This is a genomic window from Chryseobacterium piscicola (assembly GCF_900156685.1).
Classification (GTDB): domain Bacteria; phylum Bacteroidota; class Bacteroidia; order Flavobacteriales; family Weeksellaceae; genus Chryseobacterium; species Chryseobacterium piscicola.
The window spans coordinates 266,228-285,985 of the sequence record NZ_FTOJ01000001.1; the positions used below are offsets into that span (position 1 = coordinate 266,228).

Sequence of the window (19,758 nt, forward strand, 5' to 3'; positions counted from 1 at the left end):
GCAAATTTAGGAAATAAAAATGGGTAAGAAGAAGCGCTGAATCATAATTTACAGACATATAAACATCAAAAAAGCGTCCCGAAAAAATCAGAACGCCTTCAAAATTTAAAAAATTCTCAAACCTTTCTAGTGAAACCGCTTATTCTTTTCCCCACAGTAACTGTTCTCGGCAATCGTAAGATGGGTTTTTTCAATAATGCTGTCTTTTTAAATATAAACTTTTATTCTGTTTTAATTAAAACGCATGGTGAGAGGTAGCTTAAAAACACTTTTCACAGGTATGCCATTTTCTATTGCGGGTTTCCAGGTTTTATTGTCGGTAGCGAGTTTTACAACTCTTTCTGCTTCTTTGTTAAACACCATATTGCCTCCTTCGGTTTTTATCTTTGTTGTTTTGCCATTTTCGTCGATAGAAATAAAAATGGATGTTTTCATGGTTCCAGTCGTGTTTTTATCGAAGACTCCGGAATCAAAATTATTTCCCACAAACATTCTCATCACATGTATTCCTCCGGGGTATTCTGCAGGAATCTGCTCGCCGGTCTGCACAATTTTCGGAGCGGCAACTGGTGGAGCATCGTTAGCATTTATTTCGTCTGGTGTTATTTTCTTTATCTCAGCTTTGGTTTCTCTTGCTTTTTTTGGCGAAATAGTGTCGGTTTTTACTTTCTTAAAAAATTCCTGAGAGAAAAGGACTTTTTCGTTTTGAAACTTTTTCTCAAGCTTAATTTCTGGGGCAGATATTTTATCGTTTGCATAGACTTTCTCTGCGAAAACCACTGTTGTGATAGCGAATAGAGGTAATGCAATCATTTTTTTTGCCTTAGCAAATTTTGAATTTTGTTTTGTCATCATAATAAATCGTTTTTTAGTATTGTTAAAATTAAACTGATGGGTCAGAGTTAGATTTTGTTGTTTCATAACTTCCTGTAAAATCAGTTCCTGATAGTTTTTAATGTCTGTGTTTTGGTTTATAACTTCTTCGTCAGCCAGAAATTCGTGGTTGTTGATCATTGCATTTTTGTAGAAATAAAAAAATGGGTTGAGCCACAGAATAGATTTTATAAGTTCAATAAAAATAAGATCTAGCGAATGTTTTTGTTGAATATGAATTTCTTCGTGCAGGAAAACACGTTCGTCAATTTCGAAATCAGTAAAAGACTTTTCAGAAATATAAATGGTATTCCAAAAGCTGAATGGTGCAAGATCCTGCTTTATAAGGATGACGTTTCTGCTTTTATAGATTATTTTTCTTCCCTTTAAATTTTTTATTTTTAATATTGAGAAAATAAATTTTGCCAATAAAAAGACAGCGATTAAAAAATAAACAGTCATAATAATTTGAGTAAAATCAAAACTTTTTTCCTCAATAATCTGTCCCGTTAAAATTGGTTGAGGTATTTCCTGTTCGATTAATAACATTGGCTTTTCTTTAGTAAATTCAGACAATTCAATCGTTAAAAATGGAATGATAAGTGAAAAAATAAGTGAAAAAATCAGATAAAAACGATTAAATACAAGCGTTTTTTCCTTTGCTAAAAACCAATGGTAAAGACTAAGTAAAATCCCTGAACATAAGAAGATTTTTAAAGCGAAAGTTTCCATACTTATTATTTTATCTGTTGGTCTATAATATCCCGAAGTTCCTTAAGATCTTTCTGCGTCAGTTTGGAATTCGACGTAAAGAACGAAGCGAACTGCGTGACCGAAGAATTGAAAAAACGGTCAATCATGGTTGTCATTTCGTCTTTAAAATAATCACTTTTTGCCACTTTCGGAAAGTACTCTCTTGAGTTGCCATAAAGTTTGAAGCCCACCAAGTCTTTGTTCTGCATTCTTTTTAGCAGTGTTGCAATCGTTGTGCTGGCAGGTTTCGGAGCGGCATAGGCTTCAAGAATTTCTTTCATGAAAGCTTTCTCTTTTTCCCAAAGAATTTCCATTAAAGTTTTCTCGGAGTCGGTCAGTTTTATTTCATTCATATTCTACATGTTTGTATTGTGTTCTACAAATGTAGAGTAAAATTTTAATTGAACAAATTTTTATGGCATTATTTTTCGTCTGAATAGCATAACCCATTAAAAATTAATTATGAATAAGATTCTATTACCTATTTTGTTAGCTTCTGCCACAACAATTGTTTCGTGTCAGGGAAAAGGCAAACCCAGCGAGCCATCGGCTAAAGAAGAAAAAGCAAACACAAACTATAAGCCTGCTTTCGCTGGCCAGACAAGGATAGCACCCGTAAAAACCACAACCCCATACAACGTTGAGATTCTCAATACATCACTCGGAAAACCGTGGGGAATTATTAATCTTCCTGACGGACGGTTTTTAATTACTGAAAAATCAGGATTCATCAATGTAGTTTCTGCAGACGGAAAAACGGTTTCTAAAATCGAAGGTTTCTCAAAAGTGGATGACAAAGGGCAGGGCGGAATGCTTGATGTAGCTTTAGACCCAGATTTTAAAACAAATCAAATGATTTTCTTCTGCTATTCTGAACCTTATGGAGATGGAAATCATACTGCAGTTGCCAAAGGAAAATTATCTGCAGACCTCAAAAATATTTCTGAAGTAAAAGTCATTTTCAGGGCTACACCAACTTACGATGGCGATAAACATTACGGAAGCCGTCTTCAGTTTGACAAAGACGGAAATTTATTTGTGAGCACCGGAGAAAGGTCTGATAAAGAAACGAGAGTTTATGCTCAGAAAACCGATAATTATTTAGGTAAAATTCTAAAAATTACCACAGACGGAAAACCTGCCGAGGGAAATCCATTCATTGGAAAAGCCGGTTACAAACCAGAAATTTATGCATTTGGAATCCGCAGTCCTCAAGGTTTGGCTTTGGATGAAAAAGGACAGCTTTGGGATATTGAAATGGGACCGAGAGGCGGAGACGAAATCAATCTCATCCAGCCCGGAAAAAATTACGGATGGGGCGATGTAACTTACGGAATTGAGTATAACGGCGACAAAATCAACAACGGTACAACTCAAAAAGCAGGAACCGAACAGCCTGTTTATTACTGGGATCCGGTTGTTTCTCCAAGTGGAGTCACTTTCTACACCGGAAATATTGAAGAATGGAAAAACAATCTTTTCATCGCCTGCCTCAGCGGCCAACATATCAACAGGATTGTTTTAAAAGACAATAAAGTGGTAGGAGAAGAGCGTTTGCTTTTGGATCAAAAAGAAAGATTCAGAGATGTTTTGAACGGAATGGATGGGAATCTTTACGGAATTACGGATAGTGGTAAATTATATAGGATTTCAAAGAAATAAATTCTTTATTTTTAAATTTATTAAGTATAAAATTCTCTAAAAGTAATTTTTATATCTTTGTTGCTTTAAAAAAAAATCAACAAATGAGAAAAATATTTTTAACAGCAGCTATTGCTGTTTTTGGATTTGCGAATGCTCAAAACGATGCTTTTTCCGGAAAAGGAGATTTGAAGCTTAACATCGGAGCCAATATTCAAAGTGGTGGTGCGGGAATTATGACTTCTTTAGATTATGGTTTGGGAGAAAGTTTCTCCATCGGTGCACAAGCAGGCTATCTCTTAGGAATTGACGAAGTGTACGGAGATAAATCAAGAATAGAACACCGTTTTGACGTAAAAGCCAGAGCCAGCGCACATTTAGGAGATGTAATTGGTTTGCCTGCCAATTTTGATGTTTATCCAGGACTTAATTTAGGTTTGAAGAACTTTGGAGCTCACGCAGGAGCAAGATATTTCTTTAAAAAAGGATTTGGTGTTTTCACAGAAATTCAGGTGCCGATTGCAAAATACAATAAAGAGTCTGCTAATTACAGGCTTTTGAATAATCAGTTTGCATTTATGGCAGGGGTTTCTTTTGATTTGTAATTGAACAAAACATTAATAAAAAAAGCGATTTCAGATCTTGAAATCGCTTTTTTGGTTATAATGTGAATTAAACTAAAAACTTTTAATAACCCTGTTCAGACCTTCTTCTAAAATCTCTTTTGAAGTAGAAAAACAAATTCTTACATGGCCTTCTGCTCCTTTTCCAAACCATCTTTCGGAACCTGGAACGATGGCTACTTTGCCTTGCTTCAGAACGTGTTGAGCAAAAGCATCGCTCGACATTCCGTTTTCTATTTTTGGGAAAATAACGAAAGTAGCTTCAGGTAAATTTGGGGTTAAAATTCCTGAGTTTTTCAGTTTGTTGTAAGCGAAATCTCTGTTGCTTTGAAGGTGAGAAAGGAAGTCATTAAACCATGGTTTAGCTTTGTCAATAGCAACACTTGCGGCAATCTGAGATAATGTAGAAACCCCTTCAATGGTAGAGTTAAACTGAGATTTTTCTGTAAAATCATCCAGCAGTTCCTGGTCATTGCATAACACTGCACCAATTCTTAAACCGGCAATTCCAAAAGATTTTGAAAAACCAAATACCGTGAAACTTTTCTTTTTTGCTGCTTCAGAAACAGAAGAGTAGGTGTTGAATTCCTTTTTATCGTACACAATGTCGCTCCAGATTTCGTCACTCATTACCCAAAGATCGTGAGCGGCTGCGATTTCGGAAATTTTAATCAAAATTTCTTTAGAATAAACTCTTCCTACCGGATTGTGAGGATTGCAGATGCTGATCATTTTGGTTTTCGGACCGATCAAAGAGACCAACATTTCAAGATCGATGTCGCCGGTTTTAGAATCTACTGCGCATAATTTTATATTTCCACCAACGGCATCCACGGTTTTTTTAAACAGAAAATCTACCGGATCAAAAATAATCGCTTCATCGCCAGGATTCAAAATGTAATTGGCTACCATGTACATTCCCATCGCTGCGCTGTTGACTGCCAAAACATTTTCTGGAGAGAAATTTCCGTTTTTTCCGCTGTTAAAATGTTCTGCAACACTTTTTTTAAACTCAGGTAAGCCGGAAAACGGACCGTAACTTAAATATCCGTCTTTTATATATTCAATAATTCCCTGCTCGATCACAGGCGACATTCTGAAGTCTGGATCGGCTGCCGTTAAAGGAATAATTCCGTCTTCCAGAGTTGCCCATCTGCCGTTGTAGGCCTTTCGTTTCAGAGCTTCGAAGTTAATATCGTTGTTTGTAAACATTTTTTATTTGTATGAAATGGGTAAAGTGTTTTTTGGTTGTTCGCAAAGCGGTAAAAGAAACTGCTCCAGCAATATTCTGCCGTTTTTGATGTGGATATCTATTTCCGGTCTTCTTTCTTCTTCGTATTTTTTGAAAGTCTCGTCTAAAGTTTTCGCTTCTTTTAAAAGGTTGGTTAAAGTGAAAGAATCTTTCAAAGCAGAAGTTACACCTTGGCTTGTAAACGGAATTAAAGGATGTGCAGAATCACCTATGAATACTACGTTTTCGTGGTAAAAAGGATTGAGTTTTTCCAGTTCATAAACGCGCCAGATGTGTGCGTTTTCGTAGCTTGATCCTTCAATAATGGATGAAATTAAAGCGTTCCAATCCCCAAAATTATCAATCATAAATTGTCTGATGCAATCTGCAGTGTAATCTTCATTGATGAAATATTTTGTAATATCAAACTGGCAATACCAGAGGATTTTTGTAGATGAAAGTTTTAAAACACCGAAAGTCAAACCGCCTTTTTCATGATGGAATTTAAGAAAATTACTTTCAATTTGGCTTGCTAATTCTTCATTTTCAATAATGTTGACAACTTCGTTTTCCAAAACAGCTTTCATCGTCTCATCCGGAAATATTTTTCTTCTAATTCTGCTTCTTGAACCGTCGGAAGCAACTACAATGTCGGCCTTTATTGTATTTTCTTCGTCAATCTGAATGCTGGCTTTTCCGTTTTCAAAACCACTGAGTCCGATAGTCGTTTTATAAGAAATTTTTTCTGAAGGAATTTCGTTTGCCAAAATTTCAATCAAAGCACTTCTGGAAACCACAAAAACATCATCTAGATCTTTCTCAGAAATTATTTCTCCGGCTTGATTGTAGTGTATGTATTTTTTTAGGAAACTTCCCTTTTGGTAAAGATCTTCAATATTGATGATGTTTGAAAGAAACTCTATTCCTTCTTTTGGCAGGATAAAACCATGGCCTTTAAGGTCATTTTGAGTTCTTCTTTCGTAGAGGTGATAGTCAATATTATTTTTTTCAAGATAATTTGCCATGCTCAAACCAGAAACTCCGGCTCCAATGATTGCAACTTTGCTCATCTTTTTTGATTTAATTGTATTGTTAGTTTTATTTTGATTTAATCCTAAACTTCAATAATCATTTATTTAAAATAAACAATTACTTCCGGTAGACTTTTGTAAAGGTTTGTTTATTGAACTAAAATCATTCAATAAAATAAGAAGCAATAATATCAGAGCGATATTATTAAGAAAAATAGGAAAAAAACTATTCCGGAGCCTTAAAAATATTATCATCAGAATGAAAACCAGCTACACCGCCACTTACGGCAAATTTCATAGCAGTGGCAGCACTCATTCCGAGTACGGGTTTGATGTTTTTTTCTTCGGTAATGATGACCCAGCCCGAAATGGCATAAGAGTGCGGAAGATAAACGGCAACGTAGTTGTGTTTGCCCACATCTGCCATTTCTTTTTGGGTTAAAAAACCGATCCTCCAGATTTCCGGATTTTCGTTTGTTTTTACCCAAACAGGATCGTTAAATTTTTTTTTATCTCCTACGAATGAGGACATTACATCTTTGGTTGGCGAATAGATGTGTTTGATGCCGGGGATTTTTTCTAAAAGTCGATCAATAGAATCAACAAAAAACCGTCCCACAACAAATTTATTTCCTAAAAATCCCAACAAGGCAGTAACTAAAAGCACAGAGATAAAAACCAACCCCGGAATTTGTTTTGCAACCGATGGAATGATATTATCGATAGACGTAATCACCGACCAGATAACATAAATGGTAAGTCCGATAGGGCCAATGATAATTAATCCCTGAAAGAAGTTTTTCAGGAATATATTCGTTACGCTTTCAAATGTTGGTTTCTTCAATTCTTATAATTATCCGTGGATGCTTTCTTTGTTTCCGTAAGATTGAATGACTTTGGCTTCATATTCCAGCCATTCTTCCCAACGTGCATTTACCTGATCAGGATCTCCCAATTCTCTTGCAAAACCAATGAAAGTGGTGTAATGATTGGCCTCGGAAATCATCAGGTCTCTGTAAAATGTTTTTAATTCTTCGTCTTTGATGTTTTCTGTTAAAACTTTAAATCTTTCACAGCTCCTGGCTTCAATCATTGCTGCAAAAAGCATCTTGTCGACAATTAAAGTGTCTCTATGTCCGCCTTTTTGAATGAAATTCACCAATTCGTTGACGTAGTCATCTTTTCTGGTGCGTCCAAAAGTGTATCCTCGTTTTGTAATAATCTCGAGAACTTGTCCGAAATGTTGTAATTCTTCCTGAGCAATAAGCAAAAGTTCAGATATAATATCTGGTCGTTCAGGAAGCATGGTAATCAATCCGATGGCGTTTGTAGCTGCTTTTTGTTCGCACCAAGCGTGGTCGGTCAGGATTTCCTGAAGGTTTCCTTCTGCAATATTCGCCCACCTTGGGTCGGTAGGAAGTTTCAGCTTAAACATGACTTAAAAATTTTTGTAAATTTAAAATAATTTGAGTTAAGATATTGAATTTTATTTTGCCGTATAAATTGTGAATGAATATAACACAAAGGACCGCAAAGTTTTTTTTGAAAATTTTGCACCTGCTTTTAAGTTCGCAAAGGCGTTCTACTCAGCTAATACCACAAATTTTATTTGCTTTAACACTAAAAACAATTGCAAATATTTTTGAATAATCTAGTGTGGTTTCCCTTAAAATAAACCTTCAGATATTACCTTTAGAAAAATTTTAAACGTTAAAAAACTTAGAGTCCGTTTAAATTTCATCAAAATTAATTTCCCCAACCCTAAAGGGAGTTAATTTTGATGAAATTTTCAAGGCATTTTTCCACCCTTTAGGGTTGGGGAAAAGAAAAATGCCTTGAAAATTTGTTTTTTAATCATTTTTAAACAGACTCTTAATGGTTCAAAATTCACATTATTTTTCAGCGGTTTCCAGTCTTAAAAAGTCTAAAATTTTCCAGCCTAAAGCATCAATTTTTTTCAATCCTGCTGAAATGATGAATGCTAAAATGACATTGAAAACATAAATTAAAATCATCAAAAGCCACCATGGCATAGTTTCTTTCAAAGGAACAACAATGAAATAGATTAAAGAAGAGCTGATTCCCTGTCCGAAATAAAAGAATATGGCGTTTTTACCAATGTAAGTGACGAAGTTTTCTTTTATGATTTTTAAACGGTTATAAAAGACGAAAAGGGTCGTTAATGAAAATAATGACCAGATAATGTAAGGGATCTTTGGTGGGAATTTTTGTTTGTTGATTTTAAAAAATATATCATTTCCGAAATAAAGAAACATCCAAGCCAGCGCTGCGGCGACCAATCCGTAAAGAACAGGAATCATCTTCGCGGGGATTTTTTTGCCTTTCATTCTGTTGGCAACCAAGAAAACGGTCATGTAAAATGCAACATAACCCACTTGTCCGTTTGGATAAATTTCAGGGAAAATATTGAACAATACTGTAAGAGCAATACATATTCCGATAAACCAATTGACATGTTTCGGAAAAAATTTTAAAATTAAAACTCCGAAAACTGTTAAGATAAAATATACTTTCAGATACCAGAAGCTTCCCATTACTACAGGAAAAGTGTCGGCATTAGCGTATTCGTGCAAATACCAATTCCCAAGATTTTGCCATTGTGGAATGGTCGATATGCTTGTTGCAGCGTATTTCGACCCAAAAGTAGAGTAGAAGCTTTGCAGCCATTCTAGGGAGAAAAAGGTAAGTCCGAAAATTTTAAAGAAATAATCTAAAAAGAAAAGGAACGTCACAAAAATCATGTACGTAACCTGTAATTTCAGTAGTCGGTAGAACGTTTTTTCTATGTTTGATCCTGATGTAATTCCGCTTAAGGCGTAGAAAAGGGCAACATCAAAGACAAGAGAAAAAACTCTTACCTCCGGCTCTATATAAAATTGTCCTGACCAAAAAGCCGTGTGGATGAAAATAATGGAAAGTGTGGCTAAACCTTTCGCAAAATCAATATATAAATCTCTGCTCATCTCAATGTGGAATATTTTTCAAAAGTACAAATAAAATATTTCCGTTAAAATTTCGTTAAGATATAAATTAAATCAACAAATAATGAAATTAAAAGTCTTGTTTCTAATAGCAATTTTCTTTGTTATTCATCTTTCAGCGCAAGGAAACCGTTTTATTTACGAATATCACTCGAGAAAAGATTCTACGAGAACCGACAGTCTCAAAAAGGAGTTTGTGAATCTAGATATTTTGCCTGCAAAATCTTATTTCTACGGTCAGGCAAAGTTTGCGAGTGATTCTGCCGACAATGTTTCAATTGCAAAACAACGAAATGTCACTCTTGGTAATTATAGTATAACATCGAATATTGAGGATTGGAATATTGATTATGTAGTTGAAAAATCTTATCCCAATTTTAAAATCAATTGGTTTACAGCACTACAAGATTCAGATTTGAATGTAGAGGAAAAAACTGAAATTAAGTGGAATATCTTACCAGAAACCGCAAAGATTGAAAATTATAATTGCCAGAGAGCAACAACAAAATTTGGAGGAAGAACTTGGGAAGCATGGTTTTCCAAAGATTTACCATTTCCAGACGGGCCATATAAATTTCATGGTTTGCCAGGATTAATTGTAAAACTGGAAGATAAGACAAAGTCTCACCAATTTTTATTGAAAGGCAGTAAAAAATTAAAAAAGGAAGATCAATCTTGGGATTTAATTTTAGCATTGAGAAAAGAAGCAAAAAATGAAGTGAAAGGTGTGAAAATAAACCCTTCTCAATACCAAAAGTTGTATCTGTCTTACAAAAACGATCCTGCAAAAGACATCAAACAGAAACTTTCAAGCCCAAATACTAGGATGGAAGTAAGTTTTGGGGATGGCCGAACGATAAGAGATAATGCAGAAATCATCAAATACTACGAAGAATCTTTGGCCGAAGAATTTAAAAGAAACAACAATCATCTGGAACTTAATGTTCACAAAAAATAGAAAATTTCTAAAAATCATCTTGTTAATCAATAAATAATCAGTACATTTGCACCTCGAAATAACTAAAAATTTATAAACAATGTTTGCAATTGTAGAAATAGCAGGGCTTCAATATAAAGTTGAGCAAGACCAGAAGTTGTTTGTGAACCGTTTGGCAGGAGACATAGGAGGAAAAGTATCTTTTGATAAAATTCTTCTTACTGTAAACGGAGCAATCACTGTAGGCGCCCCAGCTGTAAGCGGAATCACTGTAGAAGCAGAGATTCTAAACCACGTAAAAGCTGATAAAGTAATCATTTTCAAAAAGAAAAGAAGAAAAGGTTATCAGGTAAAGAACGGTCACAGACAGTCATTAACTCAGATTCAAATCACTGGTATTACAGGTTTTGACGGAGCTAAAAAAGAAACTAAAGCGAAAAAAGCTCCTAAGACTGAGGAAGCTGCCGCAGAATAATTGTTTAACCAAAAAACCTTAAAATAAAATGGCACACAAGAAAGGAGTTGGTAGTTCCAAAAACGGTAGAGAATCTCATTCTAAAAGATTAGGTGTGAAGATTTTCGGTGGACAGGACGCTATTGCTGGTAACATTATTATCAGACAAAGAGGTACTCAACATCACCCAGGTGAAAACGTTGGTATGGGTAAAGATCACACTTTGCACGCTCTTGTAGACGGTAAAGTTGTCTTCAGAAAGAAAGCAAACAACAGATCTTACGTATCTATTGAGCCGAACGCATAATTCAAAAAGCGTTTTATAAAAATAAAATCCTCAGCATTTTTGTTGGGGATTTTTTGTGCTTTACATTGTGCCTTTACTTGAAATAGTAGTTTTTCACTTCATAATAAATTGTAAAAAATCCTTTTGAGGTTGATATCTCCGAATATTGTAATAATATGGTTTGCTTTTTCAGGAATTAATAATTGCTTGCATCAATTTGGAAATATTAGATAATAAAATCTTATACTATATAATAAAAAAATAGATAGAATAAGTTTTTTATATAGGTGTCGGCAATTTCAGAGGAATTTAAATAAAATGAGATTAAATCTGGGAATTGATCTTTGGTGAAAATGATGCTGCGCATAAGCTGATTGGATAGGTGTATCAGGAAACAACATATTCAATAACTTAGGGAAATGTTTTTGAATTTAAAATTAAGTATGAACAGCTATACATTTATTAAACAAAAAAATAAGTATTTTGTACAAGAAAATATTCCGGCAGAAACTCTCAATATTATGGAAATATCAGATACTTCAGAAGTTTAGATTTCAAATGTCTTCTGCGATTAAAAATTAAACTGAAAACCAGCCTTAATTCCGAATTTAGAGGCATCTGGTCTGTCTAGATAATTGCCTCTCCAATTGAAATCTACACGGATGATTCTAACGTTTCCGAAACCGATATTTTCAATTCCAAAACCATATTCGTAATAGATTTGCTGATCTGGAGCCGAGTATTTCAGATTGTCTAAATTGATGTTTTTAGAGGCGTCGCTAAGGCTTCCATAAGCACCTCTTATGAATGCAACTTCTCTCAATTTAAGTTTCTTAATTAAAGGAATAAAAGAGAGTATCTTGCCATTGAAATGATGCTCTATGTGCAAAGTGGAATACGTGTCTGCAACAAATTCATAATAATTCAGCTGTGCAAAAGTATTGGGTACCAAACCGTAGCTTTGATTGGCAGGAATAATATTCTGCAAAGCCAATGGAACAGTATCAAAGTTTTTCCCAGCTTCAAAATTTAGAAAAGTTTTTCCCCAGCTTCCGAGAATCATCGGCTTGTAAAACATAAACTGCAGTTTGTTGTAATTGAAATCTGCATTAAATAAGCCCTCAATTCCTCGGGTATATTTCAAAACAATAGTTGGCGCGAGCGTACTGTGTTCATACCTATCTACACCGGTTTGTGAGAATTTTGCTCCCGGTCTTGCTATTAAGCTGATGGTAACGTGAGAATCATTTGCGGTTCTTCTTAAATTTCCGTTCAGAGTGTACATTAGATTAAAATCTTCAGGGTTGGCAGATTTTATACTCTGCAAAGTACCATCTACTCTTACTTGAAAGTTTTTCCAGGGTTCTATTGATGTAAAAAAGCTTGTTTGGATTACTGAACTCAATGATGCGTTTTCTCCTCTTGCAAAAACCGTTGATGAGGCGAATGAACGGGAAAGAATTCCGTCTTCAGTGGTCAACTGTACCCCAAGTTGTGTGATGTCTCTTTTGGTGCCTCCACCAATCATAAAACGATTAACTCGGTTAAACATATAGCGTCCTTCAACACCGTATTTGTATTGTTGGTCTTTGAAACCGTAAGCATTATAAAATTCAAGTCTCCAGGGATCATTTTGAGTAAAATAAGTTCTTGCTCCAATTCTTATTCTATCTCCTTCAACTTCGTTTTTGCCGTAAATTGAAGTGATTGGTCCTAAATCAATGCCTTTTGTGATGTTGTAATATCTTGAAGCTACTGTTTCATATATTTTTACAATTCTATTAAATTTGGGGGTTTCCTGAAGTTTTTCGAGCATTTCATAAACGCCTTGCTCTTGTTTTGAAAGGGAATCTGGTCTAGCTGTAGCCCAAAATTCATCATTTTTTTTCACAAAATTATCGTCGTATTCTTCTTTTTTTCTTGTGAATACTTCATCAGCTAAAGATTGATTAAATTGATAATTTGAGTAATCAACAGATCGTTTGGCTATAAGGCTTTTGCTGTTTTTCTTTTTTGCAAAAGGTGTTAGCTCTATCTTGGTAATCACTTTTTTTGGTAAAAAAGTTTCGTCATCAGGATTGCTGTATTCAAGTTCGGTGGAAATTGAATTGATGAAATTAACGTTGATTTTACTGGTTGATTTCAATGTGGCAGATAATACTGCGTAGGTTTCTGTATCGATATACAAATATCCTTGAAATGCCAAGACATCTTTCCTGCGTGGTTCGTAACGTATTCTGTAGGCTCTGTTTCCGCTAATAGAAACTGTATCGTTAATATTGTAGTCATACGTACTGAAGCCGTCTGTGCCAACAGGACTAGGAAATCCTATGTCGAAATAATTTAAAGTATTATCATAAATATTAATATCACGATAAAGGTTTTTTGCAGTGATTGCAACAACTTGGTTGTCTTGAAAACCAGATGTCTTTTGTGCAATAAGAAGTTTTTTTGTTTTTTTGGTTGGTTGGTTTACACCATAATTTTCATAAATAGATTCATTAAGAAATACAGGTAAAGCCATTTTTCCGTTGGCGGTAGAGTCTGCGTATTCAAAGATAAAATCAAGTTTATTAAAAACCTTTCGATTCATAAAAGCGCTATCAATATTGTTGGCGTCAAACTGTATTTTTTCGTACTCTTTATAGCTGTAGCTGTTGAATTTTTCGAGTCCGTTATCTCTTTTGCGCTTCCAAACTTCTTGCATGATAGCATAGGCGGGATTCTCTTTTTTGCTTTTGTATTTCTGCTTGCTGTTTTTAATAACAACTTCTGCAATTGCGCTTTCTTTATCTTGAGAGAGTTTGATATCCAGAGTGCCTTCTATACTATTTGTTTCGTAGGCAGAATAATTTTTTCTTTCAAAACGAATTTTGTAAATGATGGTATCGGCAACAATATTAAATTGTGCTGTTTTTGTGTTTAAAATGGGTGTTTTTTTATCGTTGATAAAAATAGTGACTCCTATGAGATCTTTATTGGTTTTTGAATCTGTAATTTTTCCTGAAACGGAAGTTTGGGCAAAAAAAAAGCCTGTGGTAAAGAGGGAAATTGTAAGGAAAAAAAAATTATAAATCTTTGTAGACATCATTTGGTTCATCGAGCATTTAGCTTAAACAAAAAGCGTGCTATAAATTTTGTAAACTAAAATATATTCAACAGCTTTTGTTTCTGATTATTAAGGTGCAAATGTAACGAAAAAAATATTCTTCATATTGTATGAGTGTAAAAGTTTATTATGGTCAATCTTTTTTAATGAGATTGTTCGTTTTGCGAAGGCTATAGATTTTTAGATTGATACAATATCCATTGTTTGGAGACAAAGTAGAAATAGAATGTAAAACAAAAAACCACAATCATTGTAGATTGTGGTTTTGCTCCTCCTCTTGGGCTCGAACCAAGGACCCTCTGATTAACAGTCAGATGCTCTAACCAGCTGAGCTAAGGAGGAATGTCCCTCTTTTAAGGTGGTGCAAATATAATATGAAAATTAATATCAAGCAAATATTTTTTAATTAAAATTACCCGAAAAGTGCTATCAGATTATTTTTCAGGAATTTAAATTTTAAAATAAATGGAAATAGGAAAGTATTAAAATCAAAAAAGACCTACATTACTGTAAGTCTTTTTTGCTCCTCCTCTTGGGCTCGAACCAAGGACCCTCTGATTAACAGTCAGATGCTCTAACCAACTGAGCTAAGGAGGAATGTCCCTATTTTTAGGTGGTGCAAATATAGGACTGATATTTAAACCACGCAAGTTTTTTTATTATTTTTTTTAAAAAAAATTAAAGACTTCCCGTTACCATTTTGAATATGTCGCTTCCAAAAATCAGTATCATTAAGCCTAACAGGAAGATAACGCCTACCATCTGAGCATTTTCCAATACTTTTTGAGGAACTGGTTTTCCTACAATCATTTCATATAAAGTGAATATAACGTGACCTCCATCCAATCCTGGGATAGGAATTAAGTTTAAGAAGGCCAACCAAACCGAAAACATAGCAGTGAACGCCCAAAAATCTGTCCAGTTTATAGAAACGTTTCCAGACGCATCTTTGTCAACAGGCATTTTGTTGATAATTGCTAATGGACCCCCTACTTTTTTATAGCCTTGAACTTTTTTATTAAAAATCAGTTTAAACTGCTTAATCTGATATGTTAAACTTTCAATTGTAAGAGTAAAGCCTCTTTTTATAGAACCTGCGAAGCTGTATTCAACGTGGTTGTTGTATTTTTTTAGTTCTTTATAAGGAAGAATTCCAATAACACCTTCTTTAGATACAGGAACTTTCAAATCAACAATTTCATTATTTCTTGAAACTTTTAACGCAACCATTTTTCCTGCTTGAGGAATTACTAAAGGTTTCAACTCGTCAAAAAAGCTAATTTTTTTACCGTTTATTTCTAAGATTTTATCTCCAAGCTTTAATCCAGCGTTGCTTACTTCCTTTATGGCAATTGTATCTACAATAGGACTTAGCCTTGGGGTAAGGAATGCTTTCGGTTCAGGGTCGTTAAAAGCCATAGCTTTTCCGTCATCGTTTGTAGGGAAAGTAACTTCTTTTCCGCCTCTTTCAACAGTAATTTCATCACTTAATAAAACGTCTAATGCCAGTTTTTTAAAGTCTTTCTGAGTTTTGCCATCTACTTTTAAAATTTTATCACCATCTTGAAAACCCATTTTCTTTGCTGCCTCAGTATAGTGCAGTGGTGTGGTCATTCTTTCAGTTTCAAAAATATTTTCGCCATTATTTCCGAGTAGGCAAGAATAGATTAACCATGCTAAGAAAAAGTTTACCGTAACACCTCCAAGCATGATAATCAATCTCTGCCAAGCAGGTTTCGCTCTGAATTCCCAAGGTTGAGCAGGCTGTTTCAGTTGCTCAGTGTCCATACTTTCATCCACCATTCCTGCAATTTTTACGTAACCTCCGAAAGGAAGCCAGCCAATTCCGTATTCAGTTTCGCCAATTTTTTTCTTAACTAAAGAAAAGTAAGGATCGAAGAACAAGTAAAATTTTTCTACTTTGGTTTTAAAATATTTTGCGGGTAAGAAATGCCCAAGTTCGTGAAGGATCACTAAAATAGAAATGCTCAATATAAATTGAAACACTTTAATTGCTATTTCCATTAATTATTTTTAAATTATAAGTTGCAAAGGTAACAATTATCAAAAGGATGCCAAATAAAAAAGCCTCTCTAAATGAGAAGCTTTGTCATATCTTAATGCAAAATTTAAAAATTAAATGAGACACCTAGGCTGCCATTGTTGCCGACTTCTGCAAAAACTCCAATGTTCTGAGTGAAAAAATATCTCGCACCGATGTGAGCACCGATTCCGAACTCTCTATGCAAAACCCCAACGTCTACACCTGGATAAATGTCAAGCTTTTCCGGCAGTTGAAGCGTTTTATTCAAATGAAAATTCACTCTTCCGAAGGCAAAAAAGCGATTGTCGCTGTTATTATCTTTGAAGTTTTCAAAATAAACATTGAGTCCGGCTCCTACTGAGATCAGATCATTGATTCCGTAATCGTAAGTTCCCGCAATTCCGGTTCCGTAGCCCCAAGCACTCAGTCCCGCATTTACTTTTTGGTCGCCACTTCCCGTGTAGGCCTGAGCTTGAACTGCTAAGCCTGAAAAAAGGATAATCATCATTAAAAACAATTTCTTCATAGTCTATATTTTAAAGTTAAATATTTTTTTTGGAAGCAAAATTAAAACCGATTCTAATCTAAAAAACGTAATTTTAAAAACTTTATTGGAATACTTATGAAAATTACAGGGTTGAATTTCGACATCGTCTGGAAAAATAAACATGAAAACTTTACATTAATTGAAAATCAGCTTCAAAATCAGGAAGCCGATTTGTTTCTTTTGCCCGAAATGTTTTCCACAGGTTTTTGCATGGATGCCGCTGAGGTTTCAGATAAAAATGAAGAATCTCTAGAGTTTTTAAAGAAAATTTCAAAAGAAAAAAATACTGCGTTTTCAGGAAGTGCTTCTGTGGAGGTTGAGGGGCTGTTTTTTAACAGAATGTATTTTGTAAAACCTGATGGTGAAGTTAATTTCTATGATAAAAGACATTTGTTTTCCTTCTCTGGAGAAGATAAAATTTATACACCCGGAAAAGAAAGAGTGATTGTAGAATATCTTGGAATTCGTTTTCTGCTGCAGATTTGCTACGATCTTAGGTTTCCGGTATTTGCCAGAAATAATAATGATTATGATGCAATTTTATACGTTGCCAACTGGCCTGAGAAAAGAGTAGGAGCATGGGAACACTTACTTAAAGCTCGGGCTATAGAAAATCTCTCTTATGTTTTTGGTTTAAATAGAATTGGTACCGATGGGAATGGTCTTCTTTATCAGGAAAGTTCGCATTGTTTTTTTGCCGACGGAAAAGAAATGGCAGAGAAAAAGAGTAATTTAGTTACTGCAGAATTCAATTTAGAAGAATTGAAAGACTTTAGAAATCACTTTCAGTTTTTGAATGACCGGGATGATTTTGAAATTAAGTTTTAGATAAATTAACCGCGGATTTCACATATTTCCACAGATTTTTTGCAACTAATGCACAAATTTCTAGATCTAAATTGGTGTTAAAATTTCATTTAAGTAAAAAAGCAACAATTACATTCGTGCATTCGTGGCTGTATTTTCACATTCAGGATTTCGGCATTCATCTTTGCAAATAAATTTGCATTTTTCAACCTAAAGCTAAATATACTGCTCCAAAAGCTGTGTCAAACGGTTCACATCATGCACACCACTTTCTTTGTACAGCAATTCTCCTTTTTTGAAAACCGCCAATGTAGGAACGCCACGCACGCCATATTGAGAAGCAATTGCAGGATATTGATCAACATCTATTTTTACAATTCTTGCACCGTCGCCCACGTTTTCTTTCACAGTATTCAAAACTGAAGACTGTACTTTACAAGGTTGGCACCATGTGGCGAAAAAGTCGATCAAGACGGGTCTTTCTGATTCTATAAGTTCCTGAAATTTTTGTGACATAATGATTTAATTTAATCTTTTACTTTAAATTCTGAATGGCTTTAATATTATCTAAAGTTTTGCCGTCATACACTTCAATACCGTTCTTTTTTAAGATTTCTACGGCATCATCTGCCTGAAATCCTTTGTTGCAAAAAACCACAACCTTTTTCCCTTTCAGAGATTCTGCTTTGTTCTGAATTTCTGCTAAAGGAATGTTGATGGCGTTTTTTGCCGTTCCTTCTGCAAACTGCTCCGGAACTCTTACGTCAACCAAAATAGTTTCAGAATTTTTTACCAATTCTTTAATATAGGTTTTGGGTATGTTTTGTTGTATAGACGTGGTTTTGCAGGCATTCAGTGAGAAAAATGCAGCAAGAATAATTCCAAATAGAAATATTTTCATTTAAAGAGTTTTAGACTGACAAACAAAATCAGATGTAGGCAATTTTTCTGTTTTTTTTATTCCGTTGAATCCATCTTCTATTTCAGTAAAGTTTCTGATTCCGTGAGAGTTAAGGATGCTTGCGGCAATCATGCTTCTGTAACCTCCAGCACAATGCAAAAAGAAATGTTCAGAATCATCGATGGTAGAAACCCAGTCGCTTATAGTGTCTAGTGGTTTGCTGTAAGCATTCTCAATATGTTCTGCAGAGTATTCCCCGATTTTTCTTACATCAATTATTTTTGAATTTTCATTAAATTGTTCTGCAAATTCTGTCGGAGAGATCCTTTTCACTTCATCAATTTGTTTCGTAGAATTTTTCCATGAATTGAAACCTCCTTTTAAATATCCTAAAACATTATCAAAACCAACTCTGCTTAATCTCGTAATCACTTCCTCTTCGGTTCCTTCGTCTGCAACTAAAAGCAAAGGGTGTTTTACGTCAACAATAAGACTTCCAACCCAAGGTGCGAAATCTCCTTTCAAACCGATATTGATAGAGTTTGGGATAAATCCTTTATGGAATTCACCGGCACCTCTTGTGTCTAAAATTAAGGCTCCGGTTTCTTCGGCAAAACTTTCAAAATCTTCTACAGCAATTGGGCTTAAGCCTTTGTTCATCACATCATCAAGGCTATCGTAACCACCTTTGTTCATCGCAACATTCATCCCGAAATATTTCGGTGGAGCCGTCAGTCCGTCGAGAACTTCTTTAATGAATGATTCTTTATCTGGCTGATTCAGAGCGTAATTGGTTTTTCTTTGATTTCCAAGAATATCCACAGTTTCTTTCTGCATGTTTTTTCCGCAAGCCGAGCCTGCACCATGAGCGGGGTAAACGGTAATGCTGTCATCCAAAGGCAAAATTTTACTGTGAAGACTTTCGTATAAAATTCCGGCAAGATCTTCCTGTGTCATGCTTCCGGCTTTTTGGGCAAGATCGGGACGGCCAACATCACCTAAAAATAAAGTGTCTCCTGTGAAAATAGCAGTTTCTACACCGTTTTCGTCAATTAAAAGGTAAGTAGTACTTTCCATGGTGTGACCGGGAGTGTGAAGTGCTTTTATTTTGATATTTCCGATTTCAAAAATCTGATTGTCTTCAGCAATAATTGCTTCGAAATCTGGTTCTGCGGTAGGTCCGTAAACAATTGGTGCATCTGTTTTTTTGCTTAAATCTAAATGTCCTGAAACAAAATCTGCATGAAAATGAGTTTCAAATATATATTTTAAGGTAACGTTGTCTTTTTCAAGGCGGTCAAGATAAGGTTTTACTTCTCTCAGCGGATCTATAATTGCGGCTTCATTTTCTGATACGATATAATATGCACCTTGTGCTAAACAGCCTGTATATATTTGTTCAATTTTCATTGATTTTTATTTAAAATAATTATAAAGATACAAAGTAAGGAATTTATTATAAAGAAATGATAATCTCGAATGATAGTTTCTGTCGATATAGAAGATTTGTCAGTTGTTT

18 protein-coding genes, 2 tRNA genes and 1 pseudogene are annotated in these 19,758 nt (G+C 34.7%); 6 read left to right on the forward strand and 15 right to left on the reverse strand.

Features of this window, described 5'->3' with window-relative positions:
- Window positions 1–231: 231 nt before the first annotated feature.
- Window positions 232–1,422: a M56 family metallopeptidase gene (locus tag BW939_RS01270; RefSeq protein ID WP_159439248.1), complete on the reverse strand. Its 1,191-nt coding sequence runs from the start codon at window positions 1,420–1,422 to the stop codon at window positions 232–234.
- A gap of 188 nt (window positions 1,423–1,610) precedes the next feature.
- Window positions 1,611–1,979, reverse strand: a complete 369-nt coding sequence (locus BW939_RS01275) for a BlaI/MecI/CopY family transcriptional regulator (protein ID WP_076449044.1) — start codon at window positions 1,977–1,979, stop codon at window positions 1,611–1,613.
- A gap of 109 nt (window positions 1,980–2,088) precedes the next feature.
- Here BW939_RS01275 and BW939_RS01280 point away from each other — a divergent pair, with 109 nt between their 5' ends.
- Both BW939_RS01280 and BW939_RS01285 read left to right on the forward strand, forming a co-directional pair.
- Entirely contained in the window at window positions 2,089–3,288 is a 1,200-nt protein-coding gene (locus BW939_RS01280) for a PQQ-dependent sugar dehydrogenase (RefSeq protein ID WP_076449045.1), read from the forward strand.
- Window positions 3,289–3,371: 83 nt separating this feature from the next.
- Window positions 3,372–3,872 (forward strand): DUF6646 family protein, encoded by a 501-nt coding sequence (locus BW939_RS01285; RefSeq protein WP_076449046.1) that lies wholly within the window; start codon window positions 3,372–3,374, stop codon window positions 3,870–3,872.
- A 72-nt stretch (window positions 3,873–3,944) separates the two neighbouring features.
- On the opposite strand, the gene BW939_RS01290 is transcribed toward BW939_RS01285, so the two are convergent.
- The 5 genes from BW939_RS01290 to BW939_RS01310 all read right to left on the reverse strand — a co-directional run bounded on the left by BW939_RS01290 (window position 3,945) and on the right by BW939_RS01310 (window position 9,136).
- A complete protein-coding gene (locus tag BW939_RS01290; protein ID WP_076449047.1) occupies window positions 3,945–5,102 on the reverse strand; it encodes a pyridoxal phosphate-dependent aminotransferase in 1,158 nt (385 codons plus the stop codon).
- A gap of 3 nt (window positions 5,103–5,105) precedes the next feature.
- Window positions 5,106–6,191, reverse strand: coding sequence for an FAD-dependent oxidoreductase (locus BW939_RS01295; RefSeq protein ID WP_076449048.1), 1,086 nt, complete (start codon window positions 6,189–6,191; stop codon window positions 5,106–5,108).
- A gap of 187 nt (window positions 6,192–6,378) precedes the next feature.
- A complete protein-coding gene (locus BW939_RS01300) occupies window positions 6,379–6,996 on the reverse strand; it encodes a DUF502 domain-containing protein (protein ID WP_076449049.1) in 618 nt (205 codons plus the stop codon).
- A gap of 9 nt (window positions 6,997–7,005) precedes the next feature.
- The gene (miaE, locus tag BW939_RS01305) at window positions 7,006–7,587 is read right to left on the reverse strand and encodes a MiaE family protein (RefSeq protein ID WP_076449050.1); all 582 of its coding nucleotides are present in this window, start codon (window positions 7,585–7,587) and stop codon (window positions 7,006–7,008) included.
- A gap of 457 nt (window positions 7,588–8,044) precedes the next feature.
- Window positions 8,045–9,136 (reverse strand): acyltransferase family protein, encoded by a 1,092-nt coding sequence (locus BW939_RS01310; RefSeq protein WP_076449051.1) that lies wholly within the window; start codon window positions 9,134–9,136, stop codon window positions 8,045–8,047.
- Between the two features lie 82 nt (window positions 9,137–9,218).
- Between BW939_RS01310 and BW939_RS01315 the strand changes: the two genes are divergently transcribed.
- From BW939_RS01315 to rpmA, 3 genes and pseudogenes are all read left to right on the forward strand, one after another.
- Entirely contained in the window at window positions 9,219–10,112 is an 894-nt protein-coding gene (locus BW939_RS01315; protein WP_076449052.1) for a GLPGLI family protein, read from the forward strand.
- A gap of 79 nt (window positions 10,113–10,191) precedes the next feature.
- A pseudogene (rplU, locus tag BW939_RS01320) lies at window positions 10,192–10,542 on the forward strand (50S ribosomal protein L21); the annotation flags it as partial.
- Between the two features lie 52 nt (window positions 10,543–10,594).
- Window positions 10,595–10,852, forward strand: coding sequence for a 50S ribosomal protein L27 (gene rpmA / locus BW939_RS01325; RefSeq protein WP_034677604.1), 258 nt, complete (start codon window positions 10,595–10,597; stop codon window positions 10,850–10,852).
- 550 nt (window positions 10,853–11,402) lie between these two features.
- On the opposite strand, the gene BW939_RS01330 is transcribed toward rpmA, so the two are convergent.
- From BW939_RS01330 to BW939_RS01350, 5 genes are all read right to left on the reverse strand, one after another.
- Complete coding sequence (locus tag BW939_RS01330) at window positions 11,403–13,919, reverse strand: DUF5686 family protein (RefSeq protein WP_105170179.1); 2,517 nt, start codon at window positions 13,917–13,919, stop codon at window positions 11,403–11,405.
- Window positions 13,920–14,208: 289 nt separating this feature from the next.
- A tRNA-Asn gene (locus tag BW939_RS01335) sits at window positions 14,209–14,282 on the reverse strand.
- A 181-nt stretch (window positions 14,283–14,463) separates the two neighbouring features.
- Window positions 14,464–14,537 (reverse strand) — tRNA-Asn (locus BW939_RS01340).
- Window positions 14,538–14,618: 81 nt separating this feature from the next.
- Window positions 14,619–15,965: an RIP metalloprotease RseP gene (gene rseP / locus BW939_RS01345; RefSeq protein ID WP_076449054.1), complete on the reverse strand. Its 1,347-nt coding sequence runs from the start codon at window positions 15,963–15,965 to the stop codon at window positions 14,619–14,621.
- A 104-nt stretch (window positions 15,966–16,069) separates the two neighbouring features.
- The gene (locus BW939_RS01350; protein ID WP_076449055.1) at window positions 16,070–16,510 is read right to left on the reverse strand and encodes a DUF6646 family protein; all 441 of its coding nucleotides are present in this window, start codon (window positions 16,508–16,510) and stop codon (window positions 16,070–16,072) included.
- A 96-nt stretch (window positions 16,511–16,606) separates the two neighbouring features.
- Between BW939_RS01350 and BW939_RS01355 the strand changes: the two genes are divergently transcribed.
- The gene (locus BW939_RS01355; protein WP_076449056.1) at window positions 16,607–17,359 is read left to right on the forward strand and encodes a nitrilase-related carbon-nitrogen hydrolase; all 753 of its coding nucleotides are present in this window, start codon (window positions 16,607–16,609) and stop codon (window positions 17,357–17,359) included.
- A 195-nt stretch (window positions 17,360–17,554) separates the two neighbouring features.
- Here the strand turns inward: BW939_RS01355 and BW939_RS01360 are convergent, their stop codons facing one another.
- The 3 genes from BW939_RS01360 to BW939_RS01370 are packed head-to-tail and all read right to left on the reverse strand — an operon-like array spanning window position 17,555 to window position 19,649.
- Window positions 17,555–17,854: a thioredoxin family protein gene (locus BW939_RS01360; protein ID WP_076449057.1), complete on the reverse strand. Its 300-nt coding sequence runs from the start codon at window positions 17,852–17,854 to the stop codon at window positions 17,555–17,557.
- A gap of 19 nt (window positions 17,855–17,873) precedes the next feature.
- The gene (locus BW939_RS01365) at window positions 17,874–18,239 is read right to left on the reverse strand and encodes a rhodanese-like domain-containing protein (RefSeq protein ID WP_076449058.1); all 366 of its coding nucleotides are present in this window, start codon (window positions 18,237–18,239) and stop codon (window positions 17,874–17,876) included.
- Window positions 18,240–19,649, reverse strand: coding sequence for an MBL fold metallo-hydrolase (locus BW939_RS01370; RefSeq protein WP_076449059.1), 1,410 nt, complete (start codon window positions 19,647–19,649; stop codon window positions 18,240–18,242).
- Window positions 19,650–19,758 lie beyond the last annotated feature (109 nt).

Bases quoted from the DNA above. Each gene is read 5' to 3' on its own strand.
- BW939_RS01270 (WP_159439248.1), bottom strand. From the start codon at position 1,422: ATGTTATTAATCGAACAGGAAATACCTCAACCAATTTTAACGGGACAG.
- BW939_RS01275 (WP_076449044.1), bottom strand. From the start codon at position 1,979: ATGAATGAAATAAAACTGACCGACTCCGAGAAAACTTTAATGGAAATT.
- BW939_RS01280 (WP_076449045.1), top strand. From the start codon at position 2,089: ATGAATAAGATTCTATTACCTATTTTGTTAGCTTCTGCCACAACAATT.
- BW939_RS01285 (WP_076449046.1), top strand. From the start codon at position 3,372: ATGAGAAAAATATTTTTAACAGCAGCTATTGCTGTTTTTGGATTTGCG.
- BW939_RS01290 (WP_076449047.1), bottom strand. From the start codon at position 5,102: ATGTTTACAAACAACGATATTAACTTCGAAGCTCTGAAACGAAAGGCC.
- BW939_RS01295 (WP_076449048.1), bottom strand. From the start codon at position 6,191: ATGAGCAAAGTTGCAATCATTGGAGCCGGAGTTTCTGGTTTGAGCATG.
- miaE (WP_076449050.1), bottom strand. From the start codon at position 7,587: ATGTTTAAGCTGAAACTTCCTACCGACCCAAGGTGGGCGAATATTGCA.
- BW939_RS01310 (WP_076449051.1), bottom strand. From the start codon at position 9,136: ATGAGCAGAGATTTATATATTGATTTTGCGAAAGGTTTAGCCACACTT.
- BW939_RS01315 (WP_076449052.1), top strand. From the start codon at position 9,219: ATGAAATTAAAAGTCTTGTTTCTAATAGCAATTTTCTTTGTTATTCAT.
- rpmA (WP_034677604.1), top strand. From the start codon at position 10,595: ATGGCACACAAGAAAGGAGTTGGTAGTTCCAAAAACGGTAGAGAATCT.
- BW939_RS01330 (WP_105170179.1), bottom strand. From the start codon at position 13,919: ATGTCTACAAAGATTTATAATTTTTTTTTCCTTACAATTTCCCTCTTT.
- rseP (WP_076449054.1), bottom strand. From the start codon at position 15,965: ATGGAAATAGCAATTAAAGTGTTTCAATTTATATTGAGCATTTCTATT.
- BW939_RS01350 (WP_076449055.1), bottom strand. From the start codon at position 16,510: ATGAAGAAATTGTTTTTAATGATGATTATCCTTTTTTCAGGCTTAGCA.
- BW939_RS01355 (WP_076449056.1), top strand. From the start codon at position 16,607: ATGAAAATTACAGGGTTGAATTTCGACATCGTCTGGAAAAATAAACAT.
- BW939_RS01360 (WP_076449057.1), bottom strand. From the start codon at position 17,854: ATGTCACAAAAATTTCAGGAACTTATAGAATCAGAAAGACCCGTCTTG.
- BW939_RS01365 (WP_076449058.1), bottom strand. From the start codon at position 18,239: ATGAAAATATTTCTATTTGGAATTATTCTTGCTGCATTTTTCTCACTG.
- BW939_RS01370 (WP_076449059.1), bottom strand. From the start codon at position 19,649: ATGAAAATTGAACAAATATATACAGGCTGTTTAGCACAAGGTGCATAT.